This is a genomic window from Actinoallomurus sp. CA-142502 (assembly GCF_050936355.1).
GTDB classification, from domain to species: domain Bacteria; phylum Actinomycetota; class Actinomycetes; order Streptosporangiales; family Streptosporangiaceae; genus Actinoallomurus; species Actinoallomurus iriomotensis.
Genome location: NZ_JBNJMY010000001.1, coordinates 8,910,227 through 8,929,601, shown reverse-complemented (window position 1 = coordinate 8,929,601; position 19,375 = coordinate 8,910,227). Strand labels below are relative to the sequence as shown.

The following is a 19,375-nucleotide window of genomic DNA, read 5'->3' as shown; positions in this document are numbered from 1 at the left end:
GCGGCGTTGAGGCGTTTGGCGACGCTCGTCGCGCGCGGTGCCCCCCCGGGCGAGATCTTCGGTGCGGTCGCATGCGAGTTGGGACAGATCATGGGGGCACGGCATGCGGCAGTGATCCGCTACGAGCAGGACGCCACCGCGACCTCGGTCGGTATCTGGAATGCCGGTCATGTCGCTACGTTGCCCCTCGGCTCGCGCTTCCCGCTCGAGGTAGGGACCGTCCGGGAACTCGTGGCGAGGACGAAGGCGCCGGTACGCATGGACGACTTCGAAGCCGTTGTAGGTGGCGGTGAGGTCATTTCTGCGCTGCGCAGTATGGGGGTCAAAGCTGAGGTCGGGTGTCCCGTCAAGGTCGGTGGGCGCCTGTGGGGGGTGGTGCTCGTCGCGTCGACGTCCGATCCGCTGCCCGAGGGCACCGAGGAGCGGATGCTCAACTTCACCGAGCTGCTGGTCGTCGCCATCGAGAACGTCGAGAGCCGCGCCGAACTGCGAGCCTCCCGAGCCCGCGCCATCGACGCGGCCGACGCGACCCGCCGCCTCATCGAGCGCGACCTGCACGACAGAATGCAACAGCGTCTGGTCTCGCTCCTGCTCGAAATGCGTTCTGTAGAGGCCGCAGCGCCGCCCCAGCTGAGAGCACGGCTGTCTCACATGGCTCAAGCTTTGGACGAGGCCATCGCAGATTTGAGTGAGATCGCCCGAGGCCTTCTTCCGGTACTCCTGTCCAGGAGGGGCATCGAACCCGCCCTCAGGACGCTTGCGCGCCGTTCCCCCATTCCAGTTGAGCTCAACATGTGCGTCGCCCAGGATTTGCCGGAGCGTTTCGAAGCGACCGTCTACCACGTCGTGTTGGAGATACTGACGAACGCGGCCGAGCACGCGGACGCTTCCGTGGTACACGTCGGCCTCGTCGTCGAGGGTGCGATCATCCGGCTCGCGATCCGTGACGACGGGAAGGGAGGAGCCGATCCCGACCGCGGATCAGGACTCCTCAGCATCAAAGACCGTGTCGAGGCACTCGGCGGCACGCTCAAGATCACAAGTCCAGCAGGCGGCGGCACATCACTGCTCATCGAGATTCCGATGGCCGACGACCGATGACGCGGCACACGGCTTAGGAAGGCTGGCTCGTACAGCCCGCTGATCTGGTCCGGCGGAAGACGAGAGGCCGGCGGAAGACGTTCCGCTGGCCAGCCGGATGCCCGTCCGGCGGGGCCTGACGCCGCACGGACCGCGGCATAGTCACCAGCCGTGGATGGACGACGCCCAGATCCCCTATGTGCTCCAGTCCGAGCGAATGGGGCACTAGGTCGGGAGCAACACCAAGGGCCTGGTCGTCGATGCCGACGACCAGGCCCTTGGCCTTCGTACTACTTGGGGTGAGTGAGGGGACTTGAACCCCCGACACCCAGGACCACAACCTGGTGCTCTGCCGACTGAGCTACACCCACCGCGGCCGCACAAGGCGGCATGAAGCAGTGTAGCGGTTCCCGACGGGTCCTCAGTCACCGAGCTTCGCGGCGATGGCACGCGCCGTCTCCGAGTCCGGGCCCGGGTGGGGCACGAACACGGCGGCGCGGTAGTAGCGCAGCTCCGTGATGCTCTCGGTGATGTCCGCCAGGGCCCGGTGGCCGCCCTTCTTCGGCGGGCTGGCGAAGTACGCCCGCGGGTACCAGCGGCGGGCCAGCTCCTTGATGGAGGAGACGTCGACCATGCGGTAGTGCAGGTGGGAGTCCAGCGCGGGCATGTCACGGGCGAGGAAGGACCGGTCGGTGGCGATCGAGTTGCCGCAGAGCGGGGCCTTCTTCGCCCCCGGCACATGCTGGCGCACGTAGTCGAGGACCTTGGTCTCGGCCTCCGCCAGCGTGATCCCCGAGGGCAGTTCTTCGAGCAGGCCCGAGGTGGTGTGCATCTCGTGCACGACCTCGGACATCTGGCGTACGGCCTCCTCCGGAGGCTTGATCACCAGGTCGATGCCGTCGTCGAGGATGTTCAGCTCACCATCGGTCACCAGAGCCGCGATCTCGATCAGCGCGTCGTGCCGCAGATCGAGCCCGGTCATTTCACAGTCGATCCAGACCAGCCGGTCGTTCATGACCTTCACCATAAGTCCTGCCAGGACACTTTGAGTGAGGAGAACCGCGGATCCGGCGACCGAGGCGGGCCGACTGTGGGGTACGTCACACGTAGGCGATGCCCGGACGCAGCTTCGGGTCGGGCACGGGAGGCCCGAACGACTGGACCGCCGGCACCAGGCCCGCCCACACGTCCAGCGCGTAGTCCTCCTCGTCGTCGCTCGGCTGTCCCTGCCGCGTCTTCACCGACGCCTCCTCCAGGGACAGGGCCAGGACGGAGGTCGCGGCGAGCTCCTTGCGGGTGGGCCGGCGGGCGACGTTCCAGCGCCCCGGCGTCAGCTGCTCGACCAGCGCGCGCAGGCCGGTCAGCTTCTCCTCCAGGTCGGTGACCGTGCGGGGGCGGCCGAAGATCAGGGCGCTGCGGTAGTTGATCGAGTGGTGGAACAGCGACCGGGCGAGGACGAGGGCGTCGAGGTGGGTGACGGTGACGCAGACGTCCTCGGTGGTACGGAGGCTGGTCGCGCCCGTCGAGCCGTGGAGGTAGAGCGTGTCGCCGTCCCGCCCGTAGCCGGTGGGGATGACGCGGGGCGACCCGTCCACGACCACACCGAGGTGGCAGATCCGGCCGGCGTCGAGGATCTCATAGAGGGCCGAACGGTCCGACGCGGCACGTTCGGGCAGCCGCCGGATCCGGGTGCGCTCGGTACTGGAAAGGGGCGCTGAAGTGCTCATACGTCCCACGTTAGGATCCAAGTGGCTTGTAGAGAATGGCCACTGAGACGTCGAAGAGGGAAGCCACTTTGCCGCGGAACCAGTTCGACCTGCCGGTCGTCGTCGAGCGGGACGCGAAGCAGCCGCTGAGCGTACAGCTCGGCCGCCAGCTCCGCGAGGCCATGAACGACGGGCGGGTGCGCGCGGGGGAGCGGCTGCCCTCCAGCCGCGCGCTCGCCTCCGCGCTCGGTGTCAGCCGCACCGTCGTCACCACCGCGTACGAGCAGCTCTACGCGGAGGGCTGGCTGGAGGGCCGGCACGGCTCGGGCACGTACGTCGCCGACATCGCCGCCCAGAGCGTCCCGGCCGAGCCCGCGTACGCCCCGCGGGACGAGCCGGCGGAGACCGGCGTCATCGACCTGAACCCCGGCATCCCGTGGGTCGGCGCGCTCGACACGCCCGCGTGGCGGCGCGCCTGGCGGCTCGCGGCGGGGATACCGCCGGTGGCCCGGCCCGACCGCCGCGGCCTGCCGGGGCTGCGCGCGGCCCTGGTCGACTACCTGCGCCGCAGCCGCGGGGTGTCCTGCCCCTCCGAACGCGTCGTGGTGACGCGCGGCGCGACGAACGGCTTCGACCTGCTGGCCGCGACCGTCCTGCGGCCCGGCGACCGCGCCGGCGTGGAGGAGCCGGGCTACGCCAACGCGCGGGAGGTGCTGGCCGCGCGGGACGTGGAGGTGGTGCCGTGCCCGGTGGACGAGGACGGGCTGATCGTCGACGCGCTGCCCGCCGGCCTGCGCCTGGTCTACACGACCCCGTCCCACCAGTACCCGCTCGGCGGACGGCTGCCGGTGCCGCGCCGGCAGGCGCTGCTGGCCTGGGCGCGGCGCGAGGACGCGCTGATCGTCGAGGACGACTACGACAGCGAGTTCCGCTACGACGTCGCCCCGCTGCCCGCCCTGTACGGCCTCGGGCCCGACCACACCGTCTACCTCGGCACCACGTCCAAGACGCTGACGTCGGGCGTCGGCACCGGCTGGCTGGTGGCCCGGCCCGATCTGGTGGAGGCGATCGCCCAGACCCGGCTGCGCCTGGGCGACAGCACGGCCGTCGTGTCCCAGGAGGCGGTGCGGATCCTCCTCGAACGCGGTGACCTCGATCGCCACGTGCGCCGCATGCGTGCCGAGTACGGTCGCCGGCGCGCGGCGATCGTGGAGACGCTCGGTCACCTGCCGCTGCTGGGCGACACCGCCGGCCTGCACCTCGTCGTCGAGCTGCCGGCCGGCGTGACGGATGTGGTCATCGAGCGCGCCGCCGAGCGCGGCGTGCTGCTGTCCTCCCTGCGGGAGCGCTACTCGACCAGCCCGGGCGTGCACGGGCTGGTCCTCGGGTACGGCGGAGCGACGGTCTCCCAGGTCAGGTCGGGGTGCTCGCTCGTACGGGAGCTGGTCCGGGAGGCGAGTCGGCGGTAGGCCCCGTGGGCGCCTCGATCGGAGGCTCAGGGGTCGTGCCGCCGGTGACCAGGTGCGCGATGGGCAGGCTCTCCGCGCCGGGCAGCGACACCTCGCCCACCGTGATCCGTGGCATCTCCGGGGGCGTGACCGGACCGGTGATCCTGCTGGTGTCAATGGCGCCGGGGGCCGGGCCCTGCGCGTGCGGCACCTGGGACACGCCGAAGTGACCGCCGCGTGCCCACGGTCTGCGATCCCGTGGGGCGCTGTACGCCTCCGGGGGCGCCAGCGGATCGCCGGCCGGCCAGCGCCGCGGCACCTGCCACGCGTCGAGCCAGTCGACGATCAGGCCGAGGCCCTGCATCGCGCCGTCGGTGAACGGCTCGCGGGCGAGCCCGACCACGAGGATCTGCAGGCACCTCCGGCCCTCCCGGCCGACGCCGTCCGGGAGCAGGAGCGCGGCCTGGGTGGCCGGCACCATCTGCACGATCTCGCCGGAGAAGGGGTTCCAGACGATGTGGGCGTTGGTCCCCCGCTGCTCGAGGTGCTGTGCCACCGAGCGCGCGGAGATCGCCAGTGGGTCGTGCTCGCTCGTATGCCAGACGGCGCGAGGCGCTCCGCCCCGCAGTGAGCCACCGTCGTGTCGGGATTGCAGTCGTACGGCGCCGGGCAGCCATGCGTCGGCCACGATGAGTCCCCCCAGTCGGGTCGGGTCGTGTCCCGAACGGTCACTGTGCAAGTCTTTACCAAGGTGGGGCGGAGTTCGCTCCGACCATGTGAACTTTGCGAACTTATGTGCCAACCTCCCCTGTTGGTCCAGTTTTGATGCATCGACGGTTTGACGGCGTACCCTTCGTGACTCCCGGCCACCCTCCCGGGGCCGGATCCGGCCGATGCGTGGCGACGGCGCCTCCGCGGTGATCCCCGGAGGCCCCGAACCCGGGTCGCGCGGGCCGACCGAGTCGCGTTCTAATAAGCGGGAGCCGAACGAGGAGAGCCCATGACCGAGCGAAGCGAGGGAATCAAAAGGCACGCGCCTGTGGTCACCCCCTCCGACGAAGGAGGACCCATGGCTGATCAGGTGTCCGTCCCTGGAATCGACGTTCCTCACCTGTCGTCCTGGCTGGCGGAGGCGCTGCCGGGGGAGGGGACGATCACGGGGATCGACCTTCTCGCCGGGGGCCGGTCCAACCTGACCTATCTCGTCCGGCTGGAGAACCGCCGCGTCGTGCTCCGCCGCCCTCCGCTCGGCCACGTCCTGCCCACCGCGCACGACATGCGCCGCGAGTACACCGTGCTCTCGGCGCTCGCCGGCAGCGACGTGCCGGTCCCGGCGCCCCTGGCCCTGTGCACCGACGAGGACGTCATCGGCGCGCCGTTCTACGTCATGGACCACGTCGAGGGCCGGGTCATGCGCACCCCCGAGGACGCCGCCGACGTCACCGCCGCGGAGGCGCGCGCCCTGTCCGAACGGCTCGCGGAGGCGCTCGCCGCCATCCACCTCCTCGACGTCGAACGCGCCGGGCTGAGCGACTTCGGCCGGCCGCACGGGTACATGGCCCGGCAGCTCAAGCGCTGGTGCCGCCAGTGGGAGTCCTCGCACTCGGCCGAGGAGGGCGGGCGGACCGACGAGGCGTACGACCGGCTCGTCCGGCGCCTCGGCGAGCGGCTGCCGTCCGAGGGGCTCACCGGGCTCGTGCACGGCGACTTCCGGCTCGACAACGCGCTCGTACGCCTGCGGCCGGAGCCGGAGATCGCCGCGGTCGTCGACTGGGAGATGTCCACGCTCGGCGACCCGCTGTCCGACCTCGGGCTCACGCTCACCTACTGGGCCGACGCCGGTGAGGCCGACCGTACGCCGACCGCCGTCGGCTCGACCGTGACCTCGGCGCCCGGCTTCCTGACGCGGGCGGAGTTCGCCGGCCGGTACGCCGACCTGACCGGCCACGACCTGTCCCACCTGGACTTCTACGTGGCGTTCGGCTGCTTCAAGCTCGCCGTCATCCTCGAGGGCATCCACGCGCGGTACCTGCAGAAGGCGACCGTCGGCGAGGGCTTCGACCGGATCGGCGCGTCGGTCCCGGTCTACCTCGACCGCGCCCACCAGGTCCTGGACGAGGGCGCGCTCTGACCGGCCGCGCACCCGCGGTCAGCAGTTGAAGGTGTGACGGTGGCTGTCACGTTCGCGTTGAAGGTGACCGACGCGCTGGGAACGCCGATGCAGAACCGGTCGGTACGGGTGACGGTGACCGAGGTGCTCTGGCCCGCGCGGAGCCTTCCGCCGCCGCTCGCGGTGACGGTGCCGGTGGTTCCGGTCACCCGCCAGGCGACCGGGCCGCCCCGGGCGGTGACCTTCACCGAGCAGTGCCGGGTGCCGCGCATGTGGCAGCCGGTCACCGACAGCGTCCCCGTCCGCTGCGGCGAACTCGGGCGCCGGGTGTACGGCGTCGGCGGAGCCGGCTTCGGGGTCTTCTTCACCGGCGTCGGGCTCGGCGTCGGACCGCCGGCCGGCTCGGGCGAGCCCACCAGCGGGCCGTCGGCCGAGGACGACCCGCTCGGCGCGGACCGGCCGCTCGCCTCGTCCTGGCCCGGCCCGGGCAGGAGGAGGAACACGCCGCTCACGACGAGCAGGACGCACGCGACGGCGGCGACGACCGGCCACCGGCGCCGTCCGGCGCGGTCGGGCTCCGGTACGGCCCCGGGCTCGGGAGGCGGGGGATCGGCGCGCCGCGCGATCGTCGCCCGCAGGTCCGCGAGCGCGGGAGCCGAGGCCGTGTCGAGCACCCGGGAGCGCAGCGCGCCGGGGAGGGCCGCCGTGGGCATGGCCTGAAGCAGCCGCGCGTTGGTGGCCGTGAGGTCGCGCCGCGAGCCGCAGATCGGGCAGCTCGCGATGTGGCGGGCGAGCCGCCCGCAGGTGGTCGTGTCCAGCGGCGTGCCCGGCGGGGCCGGCTCCTCCACGCCCGAGCACTCCTCGCGCCCGGTCGCCGCCACGAGGACGGCGGAGAAGGCCTCGTCCAGGTCGTGCCGGGCCTGGGCCACGTGCATGGACACCTCGTGCGGCGACATGCCGAGGATCTCGGCCAGTTCGTCCGCGTCGAGCTCGTGCCGCAGGAACAGGTCGAGCGCCTCGCGCTGGGCGGCGCTGAGCACGTGCAGGGCGGCGCGCACGAGCGGGCGTGTCGCCTCGTCCGCCTCGGCCCCGGCCGCCTCCGGGACGAGGAGGCGCTCGGCGGGCGACGCGGCCAGCCGCCGGTCGGCGTCCCGGTCGAGACTCGGCCATCCCGCCACGAGTGCTCCTGCTGAACTATGGGACACGAGGTCACAGGGGTTCCCACCGGTCGTGGGAACACAGGATCCTGCCGGCATTGAGAGCGACTGTGGCGCGTTTGATCGCGATGTGATCGCGATTGCACGCAAGTGACATCGCCGAGGCCGGAAGCGGGTCAGTACGGCGCGGCGCCGTCCCGCAGCCGCCCGGCGAGGTCGCCGAGCACGGCCATGGTCGCGCGGTGCAGGCCCGGCCCGAACGTCACCCGTGCCACGCCCAGCTCGGCGAGCCGGACCGGTGACGGCATGCCGGGCCGGTAGAGGACGCTGACCGGTCCGGGAAGCCGTTCGACCAGCGCGCCGATCGCCGCCTCGTCCGTGACCATGATCGGGAACACGCAGTCGGCCCCCGCGTCGAGGTACGCGCGGCCGCGCGCCACCGCCTCTTCGAGGATCTCCGCGGGCGAGGCGCCCGGCAGCGCGCCGTCCTCGAACACGTCGGTGCGCGCGTTGATCACCAGGTGGGGATCGGCCGCCCGCAGCTCACGGATGCGGTCGGCCTGCGCCTTCAGGTCCGCCAGGACGTGCCCCGCCATCCGGCGCTCCTCACCGGCTGCTTCGCCGGCCGCCTCGCCGTGCAGGGTGTCCTCCAGGTTGCAGCCGGCGGCGCCGGCCTCCCGCAGGCACTCGGCGAGCTCCGCGGGCGTCAGCCCGTAGCCGGACTCGGCGTCGACGGTGACCGGCACGTCGACGCTGCGCGCGATGCGGGCCGCCGCCGCGAACATCTCCTCGGGCGGCGCGCCCTCACCGTCCTCGTAGCCGAGCACGCGCGACACGGCGGCGCTGGCGGTGGCGAGCGCCGGGAATCCGGCGGCGGCGAGCACCTGGGCGCTCGCGGCGTCCCACGCGTTGGGCAGGATGAGAAGCGACCCGCTCTGGTGCAGCTCGCGCAGCCGCGCGGCCTTGTCGATGAGACTCATGCGCCCGACCGTACGGCCCGGCGCGACCGGACAGAAGGGCCACTTGAGGCCCGCGGCGCCGGACCACCCGGTGGGCCGGGTCAGCAGCTCCAGGTGACGTTCGCCAACGCGCCCGAGTCGAACGTCACCGAGCCGCTGCCGCTGCCGAAGCAGAAGCTGTCGGTCCTCGTGACGGTGACCGAGGCGTGTCCGCCCGCGCTGAGGCTTCCGCCGCCGCCCGCGTTGATGCTGCCGCTGGTCCCGGTCACGCTCCAGGTGACCGGGCCGCCCTTGGCGGTGACCGTCACCGAGCAGTGGCGGGTGCCGGACATGTGGCAGCCGGAGACGGACAGCGTGCCCGGCTGCTGCGGCGGCTTCGGCTTCGGGTGGTGGGTGCGCGGTTTCGTCGTGCTCGGGGTCGGCGTCGGGGTCTTGCTCGACTTGGACGGGGTCGGGCTCGGCGTGTCGCTGGCGGACGGCTCGGGCGCGGCCGAGTCCGACGGGAGCCGGTCGTCGGCCGACGATGACTCGCTCGGCGCGGCGATGGGCTGCTGGCCACTCGTCTTCTCCTGGCCCGACCCGGGCAGCAGGAGGAACACCCCGATCACGATCACGAGCACGCACGCGACGGCGGCGAAGACCGGCCACAGGCGCGAGCCCCTGCGCTCCGGCCCCGGCTCCGGCACGGGTTCCGGCTCGGGCGCGGGATCGGCGCGCATCGCGATCGTCTCCCGCAGCTCCGCGAGCTCGGGGGCCGCGGCAGTGCCGAGCACGCGCGAGCGCAGCGCGGCGGGGAGGGCCGCCGCGGGCATGGCGTTCAGGAGGCGCGCGGTGGCGACCTTGCGGCTGCCCCGTTCGCCGCAGATCGGGCAGCTCGCGATGTGGCGGGCGAGCTTCCCGCAGGACTCGGTGTCCAACGGCGCGTCGGGCGGACCGGCCAGCGCCGCCACGCTCGGGCAGTCCTCGCGCCCGGTCGCCGCCACCACCACGGCGGCGAACGCGTCGTCCAGGTCGTGCCGGGCCTGGGCCACGTGCACGGACGCCTCGTGCGGCGTCACGTCGAGGACCTCGGCGAGCTCGTGCGGGTCCAGCTCGTGCCGCAGGAACAGGTCGAGCGACTCCCGCTGGGAGCCGTTGAGCACGAGCAGCGCCGCGTGCACGAGCCGGCGCGTCGCCTCGTCCGCCTCGGCCCCGTCCGCCTCCGGCGCGCGCTGGCGTTCGGCGGGCGCCTCGCCGTACGCGCGGCGGCGCAGGCACTCCTCCCGGGTCACGGCGTACAGCCAGCCGCGGAACAGGCGCGCGTCGGTGATGCGCCCGATGCGCTCCTGGACGGTGATCAGGGAGTCGTGCAGTGCCTGGGCGGCGGCCTCCTGGTCGCGGAGGAGGACGTGGCAGTAGTCGAACAGCCGTGGGGCGTACGAGTCGTAAATCTCCGGCAGGGCGTTGGGATCACCGGCGTACAGCGACTGCGCGAGTCGCTGGTCGGCGGCCCTGTCGATACTCGGCCATGCGGCCACTGAGTCCTCCTGCTGAACTGGTGGGGCACGAGGTCACAGACGCCCCACCCGGTGCGTGGGTTCACAGGATCCTGCCACCATTTACAGCTACTTTGGAGGATTTAATGGCAATTAAGTCATGATCAGCTACCGAGCGTTGTCAGATCCGGCGATCTTCCGCGAGTCCCGTGACGGACGGTCACCGGTGACCCTCGACCCTCCGGCCCCTCAGCTCTTCAGGTCGGGGAAGTCCTCCTCGCGGAACTCCTCCGAGCGGCGTTCGCCGTCCTCCAGCCCCCGCAGCTCGACCCGGCGGATCTTGCCGGAGATCGTCTTGGGCAGGTCCGTGAACTCGACGCGCCGCACCCGCTTGTACGCCGCGAGGTGCTCCCGGCAGTGGGCGAGGATCGCGCGCGCCGTCTCGGCCGTCGGCTCGTGCCCGGCCGCCAGGCTGACGTACGCCTTCGGCACCGCGAGGCGTACCGGATCGGGCGCGGGCACCACGGCGGCCTCGGCCACCGCCTCGTGCTCCAGCAGCACGCTCTCCAGCTCGAACGGCGAGATGCGGTAGTCCGACGCCTTGAACACGTCGTCGGTACGGCCCACGAACGTGATGTAGCCGTCCGCGTCTCTCGTCGCGACGTCGCCCGTGTGGTAGTAGCCGCCGGCCATGGCCGCGTCGTTCAGCTCGGCGTCGCCGTGGTAGCCGACCATCAGCGCCGCCGGGCGGTCGGACAGGTCGATGCAGACCTCGCCCTCGTCGCCCTTCTCACCGGTGGCCGGGTCGATCAGGGCGATCGTGTAACCGGGCAGCGGCCGCCCCATGGAGCCGGGCTTGAGCGGCTGGCCGGGGGAGTTGCCGATCTGCGCCGTCGTCTCGGTCTGGCCGTACCCGTCACGGATGGTCAGGCCCCAGTGCTTGCGCACCTGGTCGATGATCTCCGGGTTCAACGGCTCGCCGGCCGCCACGACCGTGCGCAGCGGGAGCCGCCACGCGGACAGGTCCTCCTGGATGAGCATGCGCCACACGGTCGGCGGGGCGCAGAAGCTCGTGACCTCGCAGCGCTTCAGCACGTCGAGCATCGCGGGCGCGGAGAAGCGCGTGTAGTTGAAGACCAGCACGCAGGCGCCGGCGTTCCACGGCGCGAAGAAGTTGCTCCACGCGTGCTTGGCCCAGCCCGGTGAGGAGACGTTGAGGTGGATGTCGCCGGGGCGCAGCCCGATCCAGTACATCGTGGACAGGTGACCCACCGGGTACGACGCGTAGGTGTGCTCGACCAGCTTCGGCTTGTCCGTCGTGCCCGAGGTGAAGTACAGCAGCAGCGTGTCCTCGCCGTGCGTCGTCTCCTCACCCCCGGCGTACGGCTCGGCGCCGTACGCGTCCTCGTACGACAGCCAGCCCTCGGCCGAGCCGACCGAGATCCGCGTCCACTCGCCGGCGAGACCGTCGAACTTGGCCGTGTCACCGGCGCCGGTGACGACGTGCCGGACGCCGCCGCGTTCGATGCGGTCGGTGAGGTCGGTCGGGGTGAGCAGCGTGGTCGCCGGGATGACGACGGCGCCCAGCTTCATCGCGGCGAGCATCGTCTCCCAGAGCTCGACCTGGTTGCCGAGCATGAGCAGGATCCGGTCGCCCCGTGCGACGCCGTGGCTCCGCAGCCAGCCCGCCACCCTGCTGGACCGCCCGGCGAGCTCGGCGAACGTGAGCTTGGTCTCCGAGCCGTCCTCTTCCACGATCCACAGCGCCGGGGCGTCCGGCGACTCGGCGGCGAGCACGCCGTCGAACCAGTCCACGGCCCAGTTCAGGCCGGGCGCGTCGGGCCATCGGAACCCGCTGCGTGCGGCGTCGTAGTCTTCGGCCCGCGCCAGGAGGAAGTCGCGAGCCGCTTTGAAGGTGGCGGCATCGGGGGTCATGTGCGCATCCTGGCACTGCCCCACCGATCAGGTAAATACCGTGACGATCAGCCGAAGATGCCGCACGACCACGAGACGCTGGTGGAACCGTTCGGCGAGAAGAACACCTTGGCGCTCTTCGTGTCGGGGCAGGCGTCCTCGCTCTGCGTCACCGTGACGGTCACACTGCCTCCCCTCGCCAGCTTGCCGCTCGACGGGGAGACCGAGATCGGCCCGCTGGTCGAGGAGTTCCACGACACGGGACCGCCGACGGCCTGCACCCTGATCGTGCAGTCCTGGCCCGAGTCCATGTCGCACGTGCCGTCGACGGACAGGGTGCCCGGCGTCGGCTTGGGGGCCGGCTTGTGGGTCTTCGGCGGGGCCGGGCGGTGGGTGGTCGGGGTCGGCGTCGGCGTGTGCTTGGTGGGAGTGGGCGACGGCGAGTGCTTGGTCTTCGACGGGGACGGCTCGACGCTGTCGGTCGGCGAGGGGAAGTCCGACGGGCTGTCGCTCGGGGGAGCGGCCGCGGCGTCGCCGGGGACCTTGTTGTTCAGGTTCTTGGGGGCGTCCGACCCGCCACCCGTCAGCAGGAAGATCGCCCCGATGACGAGCACGACGCACGCGGCCACCGCGACGGCCGGCAGCAGGTGCGAGGACGTCCCGTCGCCCCGCTTCTCCTTGCGGGCCGGCTGCGCGCGGCGTTCGAGGCTGGTCGGCCAGCCCCACACGTCGAACGGCTCGGCGCGCTGCGCGATGCGCGTGCGGTTCTCGTGCTGGTCGGGCGCTTCGGCGAGCGACAGCACCGCCATCCGCAGGTCGGACGGGATCGCCGCGACCGGCAGTACCTGCATCAGCCGGTTCGTGGAGACCTTGCGCTTGCGGCGGTCGCGGCAGACCGGGCAGGACTCGATGTGGCGGATCAGCTTGCGCGCGACGTCCTGCGGCAGCGGCCACTCGTCCTCGTTCACTAGCGCGGCCACGCTCGGGCAGTCGCCGCGTCCCGTACGCGCGATGATCGCGGCGGCGAGGGAGTTGTCGAGGTCGTCGCGTGCCTGGGCGACCAGCTCGGTCGCCTGCTGGGACGAGATGCCCAGCACGCCGCCGAGCTCCTCGGCGGACAGGTCGTGCCGCGCGGACAGGTCGATCGCCTCGCGGTGGCGGGCGGCCATCCCGGCGAGGGCGCTGTGCACGAGCTGCCGGGTCTCCTCGAGCCGCTGACGCTCCTCGGCGTCGAGGAAGGCGTCCTCGTTCTGCTCCGGCGCCGCGTGGCCGTGTTCGGGCCGCTCCGGGTCGGCGAGCTGCCGCAGGCACTCGTTGCGGACGATGGCATAGACCCAGCTGCGGAAACGCTCCGGCTCGCGCAGCTTGCCGATGTGCTCCTGCGTCGCGATGAGCGAGTCGTGCAGGGCGTCCGCGGCCAGGTCCTGGTCGCGGAGCAGTGCGTGACAGTAGTCGAACAGGCGTGGCGCGTAGAAGTCGTAGATCTCCGCGAGTGCGGCGGCGTCACCGTCGCGCAGCGACTGCGCCAGCCGACGATCCTCTACACGGCCGAGACTGGGCCAACCGGCCACAGGGTCCTCCCGAGAGTGTCATGCCCGGACAGGCCCCCGGAAGTGAAGAAGGAGGCCCGACGCCCCGCTCCCGTCGGGCCTCCTTCATGTACAAGACGCCGCAGCCGGGAGCCTGGTTTACAGGATCCTGCCACTACTCCAAGAAAATCCTCTCGCGAATGATTAGACCGATATGAACTCGTGTTGGCGATTTCAGTGGCACTGCGGCGCGCAGATGCGCCGCGCGATCGTCTCCAGCAGGAAACGCTGCACGTCCTGAGGCTTCAGGGCGTGGAACGCCTCACCGTTGGTCTCCGCGGCGACCTTCTGCATCGCGGACATGTCCACGTCCGGCCCGAAGCCGATGAAGACGACCTCGACGGGCCGGTCCGGGTCGGCCTCCTTCTTCAGCGTGCTGAGCAGGCCGGCGAGGGAGATGCCGTGGACGTCGTCGTTCTTCCCGTCGGTCAGCACGAGGACGGAGTGGTAGTAGCCCGGCTTGTAGGTCTTCTGCAGCGACCGCACGCTCGCGAGTACCGAGTCGTACAGGCCGGTGTTGCCGGTCGGCTTCGGGCGTACGCGGCCGAGAGCGGACAGGATCGCCTGCCTTCGCGTGCCCGAACCCAGACGCGTGGACAACGGTCCGATCGGCACCTCGGTCCGGTAGTCCAGGGCGCCGTTCAGGTTCGTGGAGAAGGTCCACAGCCCCAGGTCGGTGTCGTCGGGCAGCATCGCGAGGCCGTTCTGCGCGATCTGCGCGGTCGCCTGCATGCGCGTCAGGCCGTTCCCGACCGGCTGGGCCATCGACCCCGACACGTCGAGGAGAGTCAGCATCCGGGTGCGCAGCGAGAGCTTGGTCCACGCCTGCATGACGTCGGTGACGTCACCGGCGGCCGGGGTCGGCAGCGCGCGCGGCACCCGTGGGCTCAGCCCGTTCTGGGTGGTGAAGCCGTCGCCCGGATGGCCGTCGGGGGTGCGGAAGCCGAGCGAGCGCACGGCGTTCTTCGCCTCGGTGCCGCCGAGCGCCTGCTCGAGCAGGCCGGCCGCGCTCACCTTGTCCTCGTCGTCGGTGGCGAGCGTGAACGGGTAGTCGAGGCTCAGCAGGCCCTCGCTGGGATACAGCGCCGTGGCCGGAGCGGAGGGGTTGCCACGGTTGAACTTCCATACCGCCTGCTCGGGCACGATCACCACCGGCGCCCGTCCGTGCAGGTCGCGGTGGAAGCTGGCGAACAGGGCCTGCGGCGTCGGCGAGAGGCTGTTCTGCACGTTGCGGACGATCTGGGTGAAGATCGGGTCGGCGTTCGGGTCGCCCTGCAGCAGCTCGCGGGTCATGACCACCGCGCCGATGCCGCCCGCGTTGCGGTTCGGGTCGAGGATCTGCAGGTGCACCGAGTCGGCGGGGAGCATGTCGTTCTTGCTCACCGCGCCCGCGGAGAGCGCGTCGGTGGCCTTGAGCAGCATGTCCCACGTCGGGCGGATGCCCTCACTGTGGATCTTGTTGGCGAACGTCCGCGACGTGGCGACGACGATCGGCGTCTTGGCCAGCGAGGTCGGGGTCAGATGCACGCTCGACGCGCCCTTGGCCGTGCTGCGTACGAGCGTGACCCACAGCGAGGAGTCGGGGATCCACACGTCCGGGTCGGCCTCGCCCGGCACGGACCCTCCGCCGGACAGCACGGTGGACATGCCGGCCGGGTCGGACGCCTTGACCGTCGCCTGCACGCACTTGCCGTTCACCGAGTGCCGCGCGTCGTCGAAGGACTTGGTGACCTGGCTGATGGCCGGGGCGATCTCCGGCGCCGCCGCCACGTTGAGCTTGATCGCGTGGCTGCCGCAGCCCCGCGGTCCCGCGAGCGCGTACGCGCCCGCGCCGAGCAGGATGGCAAGGCCGATGGCGCCCGCGAGCGGGCCGATCAGCGTGCTGAGCGACCGGCGGCGTGCGGCGCGGCGCCGCCCTCCGCCGCCCGGGGCCGAGCCCGCCCGGCGGCGGCCGCCCTCGTCGCGTCCGCTCCCGCGCCGTCTCCGACCGTCGCGGCCGTGACCGTCCTGCCCGAAGTCGTCCTGCCCGAAGCCATCTTGCCCGGGACCGCCTTGACCTGGACCGCCTTGACCCGGACCGCCTTGACCCGGACCGCCTCGACCGGGGCCGCCTTGACCCGGGCCGCCTCGACCGGGGCCGCCCTGTCCGGGGCCGCCTTGACCCGGACCGCCTCGACCGGGGCCGCCCTGTCCGGGGCCACCTTGACCGGGGCCGCCCTGTCCGGGACCGCCTTGAGCCGGACCGCCCTGGCCCGCGCCGCCGGGGCCGCCCTGGGGGGGAAGGCCCTGACCCGGACCGTTCGGCGGCCCTCCGTAGTTTCCGTATCCCTGGCTGCGGAAGTCCGAGCCGCCGTACCCGCCGGCCGCCATGCCGACACCGGACCGGCCGAGACCGGGTCCGGTGTAGCCGTCGCGCCCCTGCCCGGGGCCCCGGTCGTCAGCCGGGCCGCCCGCGTACCCGCCACCGCCCGCGGGGTCGTTCGGGTAACCGCCGTACGGGTCGCGTCCGCCGCTCGCGCCGAACGGATCCCGCTGGGACGGCGGGTGTTGAGGACCCGTGTCGCCGGAGTTCGCGCCGGTGGGCGGCACCGGACGGCCCGGCCACCCCTCCTCCGGCGTGCCGCCTGAGGGCTCCTCCTTGCGGCGACGTCCGCTCACGATGTCCTCTTTCGCGGGAGATGGGTGGATATAGAGCGGCACTGTAGCCTCCCCTTCCCGATGTGACCAAAGAGGCCAGTGAGAACTTTCCGCAGGTCAACGCGGGCCGGTCATGACTGGAAACCTTGCTCGCCGGTAAAGAAACGAACTTCGGTGAGCGCCCGTGAGTTGACTTCCGGGCCGATGCGCTGCGCCGTCGTGGAAAGGAGGCGGTAAGGAATCCGGTCACGGCCGGTTGACCCGATCGCCCCGGGCGAGCGCCGGTGACGGCCCGCCCACGTCGCGTCAACGGATTCGGTCTGGTATACGGGCGAACCTGAACCCGCCGGTCAGCTTCGTCGTGCACAGTAGGGCAGGGGCCCACGTCGACGGGGGAGCGGCAGATGACGAGACTCGCGACCGTACGGGACGACGACGCGACGGCACACCCGGTCACGCGACGGCGGTGGACAACGGTGATCACCTGGATTCTCGTGGCCGTCTGGCTGCTCTGGGCGGTCGCCCGCCTCGTCGGCGTCGACCGGCTGTCCTCCTTCTCCTCGATCCTGATCCCGGCGATGGCCGTGGTGCCGTACGTCGCGGCGGGCGTGGTCATCCCGCTCGCCGTCGCCGCACTGACCCGCGACCGGGTCGCGCTCGCGGTCACGGTCGCCGTCGCCGCGGTGTACGCCGGCATCGTGCTGCCCAGGGCGTTCGGCGGCGGGCAGCCGCACGCGGCCGGCCCGCGGCTGCGGATCCTCACCGCCAACCTCAAGTTCGGCCAGGCCGGCGACGAGGGCCTGGTCGACCTCGTCCGGCGCACCGGCGCCGACATTCTCAGCGTGCAGGAGTTCACCCCGGCGGCGGCCGAGCGGCTCGACGCGGCGGGCATCGAGGGCCTCATGCCGTACCGGGTGATCGACCCGCGCGGCGGTCCGGAGGGCACCGGCCTGTACTCCCGCTATCCGCTCACCGAACAGCCCGACCGCGGACCCACCACGTTCGCGATGGTGAACGCGATCGTGCGGGTGCCGGACGCCGCGCCCGTACGCTTCACCGCCGCGCACCCGCCGGCGCCGCTCGGCCCGGACGCCGCGAGGTGGCGGCACGACCTGAAGGAGATCCCGCCGCCCACCCCGCACGGGGAGGTCGGCATCGTGGCGGGCGACTTCAACGCCACACTCGACCACGCACCGCTGCGCCGCCTGATCGGGGAGGGCTTCACGGACGCCGCGGACGCGACCGGACAGGGCCTCGTGCCGACGTTCCGCCCCTGGCCGCCGATCACGATCGACCACGTGCTCGCCGACCGGCGCTGCGCGATCGAACGGGTGAAGGTCTACCTCCAGCCCGCCAGCGACCACCGCGCCCTCTTCACCGAACTCCGGCTGCCCTGACCGAGCGCAGCGAGGGAATCAAAAGGCACGCCCCGGCGGCCGCTCTCTCCGACGTAGGAGGACCCCTGGCCGAGTGGAGCGAGGGGATCAAAGGGCGCGCCCCGGCGGTCACCTTCTCCGATGTAGGAGGACCCCCGGCCGAGTGGAGCGAGGGGATCAAAGGGCGCGCCCCGGTGGTCGCTCTCTCCGATGAAGGAGGACCCCTGGCCGAGTGGAGCACGGTCTTCGCCGTGGGGGCCGCGATACTGGAGGCATGGCCCGCCTGATCCCCGTCGCCGACCCGGCCGACCCGCGTCTCGCCGACTACACCCGCCTGCGCGACGTGAACCTCCGCAAGAGCCTGGAGGCCGAGCACGGCCTGTTCATGGCCGAGGGCGAGAAGGTCATCCGCCGGGCGATCGCCACGGGCCACCCCGTACGGTCCGTGCTGGCCGCGCATCGCTGGGTCGAACCCCTGTCCGACGTGCTCGGCGACGCGCCGGTGTACGTCGTGGACGACGCGGTGGCCGAGGCGGTGACCGGGTTCCCGGTGCACCGCGGCGCGCTCGCGTCGATGGAACGCCTGCCACTGCCGTCCGTCGGCGCGCTCCTGCCGGGCGTACGGCGGATCCTCGTCCTGGAGGACCTCGTCGACCACGGCAACGTCGGGGCGATCTTCCGGTGCGCCGCGGCCCTCGGCGTCGAGGCGGTCGTCCTGTCACCCCGCTGCGCGGACCCGCTGTACCGGCGGTCGGTCAAGGTGTCGATGGGCGCGGTCTTCGCCGTGCCGTACGCCCGGATGACCGACTGGCGCGGCGGGCTGGCCGAACTGCGCGCGGCCGGGTTCACGCTGCTGGCGCTCACCCCGGACCAGTCGGCCACGCCGCTCGGCAAGGCGCCGCTGGGCGCGCGGGTCGCCCTGATGCTCGGCGCGGAGGGCGACGGCCTGTCCTCCCGCTGGCTCCGCGAGGCCGACGAACCCGTCTGCATCCCGATGAGCGGCGACGCCATGGACCTCGGCGTCGACTCGCTCAACGTGGTCGCGGCCGCGGCGATCGCCTGCCACGAACTGATGCGCCCCGGCGTCCTGTAGCACCAGCGGCCGGTTCGCTGGGACTAGTGCGCGGCGCCGCCGGAACGGCGCGTCCTGCGGTGCGCGCCCTTCTGCTTCGGCGAGCGAGCGTTCGCCCGCCCGAGCCGTACCTGCGTCAGCAGCAGCGAGAAGGCGACGAGCAGCGCGGCGAGCCAGGCCGCCTGGGTGCTGGCGAGCTTGTCGAAGGTGAGCTCGTCGGCGGCGTCGGTGGTCCCGCGCATCTGCTGGGAGTTGCCGGTGTTCACGACCGGCGCGGTCGACGGCGCCTGCGTCGGCGCGATCGAGGGCAACACGGCCGGATCGTTCGAGGGAGCGACCGACGGCGTAGCCCCGGCCCCGGACGACTTACCCAACCCGCTAGGCAGGTTCGACGTGCTCGAACTGCCACTGCTACTGCTGCTCCCACTGGAGCTGCTGCTCTTACTCGACCCGCTGTTGGACTTCGACGACGATGCCTTCGCCTTCACCGTTAGGGACAAGGACGGGCTCGCCTTGACCGCAGGGGTGTTGTCTGCGTCGGCCTGCGCCCATACGACCACCTTGCTCTTGGTGGACGCCTTGTCTGGGACGTCGACGGTGATCGCTACCGATTTCGTGTAGGCCAGCGACTTGATGGCGAGGTCGTGCTTGCTGTTGGACTCGAACAGGACAGTCGCCTGCGAACTCCCGACATGCAACGTGAGTCCGGTGGGGGCCTTGGAGCCTTTCGGAATGTGCGGTGTGACCTGCACATACATGGTCGCTTTTTGCCCCTGGAGCACTGAGCTCGGCGTGTGCGTGAAGCCCACAGACAGCGTCGGGTCCGGCGGTGGCGTGGGGGTCGGGGTGGGC

The 19,375-nt window shown here is 71.9% G+C and carries 17 protein-coding genes and 1 tRNA gene; 6 read left to right on the top strand and 12 right to left on the bottom strand.

Translation table 11 applies throughout. From position 1 onward, the window contains the following. Positions 1-15: 15 nt before the first annotated feature. The gene (locus ACQEV1_RS41615; RefSeq protein WP_433402067.1) at positions 16-1,101 is read left to right on the top strand and encodes a GAF domain-containing sensor histidine kinase; all 1,086 of its coding nucleotides are present in this window, start codon (positions 16-18) and stop codon (positions 1,099-1,101) included. A gap of 274 nt (positions 1,102-1,375) precedes the next feature. Here the strand turns inward: ACQEV1_RS41615 and ACQEV1_RS41610 are convergent. From ACQEV1_RS41610 to ACQEV1_RS41600, 3 genes are all read right to left on the bottom strand, one after another. Next, positions 1,376-1,451, bottom strand: a tRNA-His gene (locus ACQEV1_RS41610). A 50-nt stretch (positions 1,452-1,501) separates the two neighbouring features. After that, positions 1,502-2,095, bottom strand: coding sequence for an oligoribonuclease (gene orn, locus ACQEV1_RS41605; RefSeq protein ID WP_433402066.1), 594 nt, complete (start codon positions 2,093-2,095; stop codon positions 1,502-1,504). 85 nt (positions 2,096-2,180) lie between these two features. Next, on the bottom strand, positions 2,181-2,807 hold the full coding sequence (locus ACQEV1_RS41600; protein WP_285630698.1) for a pyridoxamine 5'-phosphate oxidase family protein: 627 nt from the start codon (positions 2,805-2,807) through the stop codon (positions 2,181-2,183). Between the two features lie 68 nt (positions 2,808-2,875). Here ACQEV1_RS41600 and ACQEV1_RS41595 point away from each other — a divergent pair, with 68 nt between their 5' ends. After that, entirely contained in the window at positions 2,876-4,255 is a 1,380-nt protein-coding gene (locus tag ACQEV1_RS41595; RefSeq protein ID WP_285630701.1) for a PLP-dependent aminotransferase family protein, read from the top strand. On the opposite strand, the gene ACQEV1_RS41590 is transcribed toward ACQEV1_RS41595, so the two are convergent. Then, complete coding sequence (locus ACQEV1_RS41590) at positions 4,200-4,922, bottom strand: hypothetical protein (RefSeq protein WP_433402065.1); 723 nt, start codon at positions 4,920-4,922, stop codon at positions 4,200-4,202. The genes ACQEV1_RS41595 and ACQEV1_RS41590 overlap by 56 nt on opposite strands. A 381-nt stretch (positions 4,923-5,303) precedes the next feature. Here ACQEV1_RS41590 and ACQEV1_RS41585 point away from each other — a divergent pair, with 381 nt between their 5' ends. After that, positions 5,304-6,365, top strand: a complete 1,062-nt coding sequence (locus ACQEV1_RS41585; RefSeq protein WP_433402064.1) for a phosphotransferase family protein — start codon at positions 5,304-5,306, stop codon at positions 6,363-6,365. On the opposite strand, the gene ACQEV1_RS41580 is transcribed toward ACQEV1_RS41585, so the two are convergent. The 7 genes from ACQEV1_RS41580 to ACQEV1_RS41550 all read right to left on the bottom strand — a co-directional run bounded on the left by ACQEV1_RS41580 (position 6,320) and on the right by ACQEV1_RS41550 (position 15,639). After that, positions 6,320-7,522: a hypothetical protein gene (locus ACQEV1_RS41580; RefSeq protein WP_433402063.1), complete on the bottom strand. Its 1,203-nt coding sequence runs from the start codon at positions 7,520-7,522 to the stop codon at positions 6,320-6,322. The genes ACQEV1_RS41585 and ACQEV1_RS41580 overlap by 46 nt on opposite strands. 155 nt (positions 7,523-7,677) lie before the next feature. After that, complete coding sequence (locus tag ACQEV1_RS41575) at positions 7,678-8,481, bottom strand: isocitrate lyase/PEP mutase family protein (RefSeq protein WP_433402061.1); 804 nt, start codon at positions 8,479-8,481, stop codon at positions 7,678-7,680. Positions 8,482-8,561: 80 nt separating this feature from the next. Beyond that, positions 8,562-9,977 carry an RNA polymerase sigma factor gene (locus tag ACQEV1_RS41570; RefSeq protein WP_285630715.1) on the bottom strand — a complete coding sequence of 472 codons (1,416 nt, stop codon included), beginning with the start codon at positions 9,975-9,977 and terminating at the stop codon, positions 8,562-8,564. 207 nt (positions 9,978-10,184) lie between these two features. Beyond that, positions 10,185-11,870, bottom strand: a complete 1,686-nt coding sequence (locus ACQEV1_RS41565; protein ID WP_433402059.1) for an AMP-binding protein — start codon at positions 11,868-11,870, stop codon at positions 10,185-10,187. Positions 11,871-11,917: 47 nt separating this feature from the next. Next, complete coding sequence (locus ACQEV1_RS41560; RefSeq protein WP_433402057.1) at positions 11,918-13,420, bottom strand: RNA polymerase sigma factor; 1,503 nt, start codon at positions 13,418-13,420, stop codon at positions 11,918-11,920. A 192-nt stretch (positions 13,421-13,612) separates the two neighbouring features. Continuing rightward, entirely contained in the window at positions 13,613-15,208 is a 1,596-nt protein-coding gene (locus ACQEV1_RS41555) for a substrate-binding domain-containing protein (RefSeq protein WP_433402055.1), read from the bottom strand. Positions 15,209-15,312: 104 nt separating this feature from the next. Beyond that, positions 15,313-15,639 (bottom strand): hypothetical protein, encoded by a 327-nt coding sequence (locus ACQEV1_RS41550; protein ID WP_433402054.1) that lies wholly within the window; start codon positions 15,637-15,639, stop codon positions 15,313-15,315. Positions 15,640-16,479: 840 nt separating this feature from the next. Between ACQEV1_RS41550 and ACQEV1_RS41545 the strand changes: the two genes are divergently transcribed. After that, positions 16,480-17,472 carry an endonuclease/exonuclease/phosphatase family protein gene (locus ACQEV1_RS41545; RefSeq protein WP_285630724.1) on the top strand — a complete coding sequence of 331 codons (993 nt, stop codon included), beginning with the start codon at positions 16,480-16,482 and terminating at the stop codon, positions 17,470-17,472. 253 nt (positions 17,473-17,725) lie between these two features. Beyond that, on the top strand, positions 17,726-18,544 hold the full coding sequence (locus ACQEV1_RS41540) for a TrmH family RNA methyltransferase (RefSeq protein WP_433402052.1): 819 nt from the start codon (positions 17,726-17,728) through the stop codon (positions 18,542-18,544). A 23-nt stretch (positions 18,545-18,567) separates the two neighbouring features. Here ACQEV1_RS41540 and ACQEV1_RS41535 read toward each other — a convergent pair whose 3' ends face one another. Next, positions 18,568-18,789: a hypothetical protein gene (locus tag ACQEV1_RS41535; RefSeq protein WP_285573919.1), complete on the bottom strand. Its 222-nt coding sequence runs from the start codon at positions 18,787-18,789 to the stop codon at positions 18,568-18,570. Here ACQEV1_RS41535 and ACQEV1_RS41530 point away from each other — a divergent pair. Next, on the top strand, positions 18,782-19,144 hold the full coding sequence (locus ACQEV1_RS41530; RefSeq protein WP_433402051.1) for a hypothetical protein: 363 nt from the start codon (positions 18,782-18,784) through the stop codon (positions 19,142-19,144). The genes ACQEV1_RS41535 and ACQEV1_RS41530 overlap by 8 nt on opposite strands. Positions 19,145-19,375: the final 231 nt, after the last annotated feature.

Coding starts and splice junctions, on each gene's coding strand:
- ACQEV1_RS41575 (WP_433402061.1), bottom strand. CDS start 8,481: ATGAGTCTCATCGACAAGGCCGCGCGGCTGCGCGAGCTGCACCAGAGC.
- ACQEV1_RS41540 (WP_433402052.1), top strand. CDS start 17,726: ATGGCCCGCCTGATCCCCGTCGCCGACCCGGCCGACCCGCGTCTCGCC.
- orn (WP_433402066.1), bottom strand. CDS start 2,095: ATGAACGACCGGCTGGTCTGGATCGACTGTGAAATGACCGGGCTCGAT.
- ACQEV1_RS41600 (WP_285630698.1), bottom strand. CDS start 2,807: ATGAGCACTTCAGCGCCCCTTTCCAGTACCGAGCGCACCCGGATCCGG.
- ACQEV1_RS41585 (WP_433402064.1), top strand. CDS start 5,304: ATGGCTGATCAGGTGTCCGTCCCTGGAATCGACGTTCCTCACCTGTCG.
- ACQEV1_RS41545 (WP_285630724.1), top strand. CDS start 16,480: ATGACGAGACTCGCGACCGTACGGGACGACGACGCGACGGCACACCCG.
- ACQEV1_RS41565 (WP_433402059.1), bottom strand. CDS start 11,870: ATGACCCCCGATGCCGCCACCTTCAAAGCGGCTCGCGACTTCCTCCTG.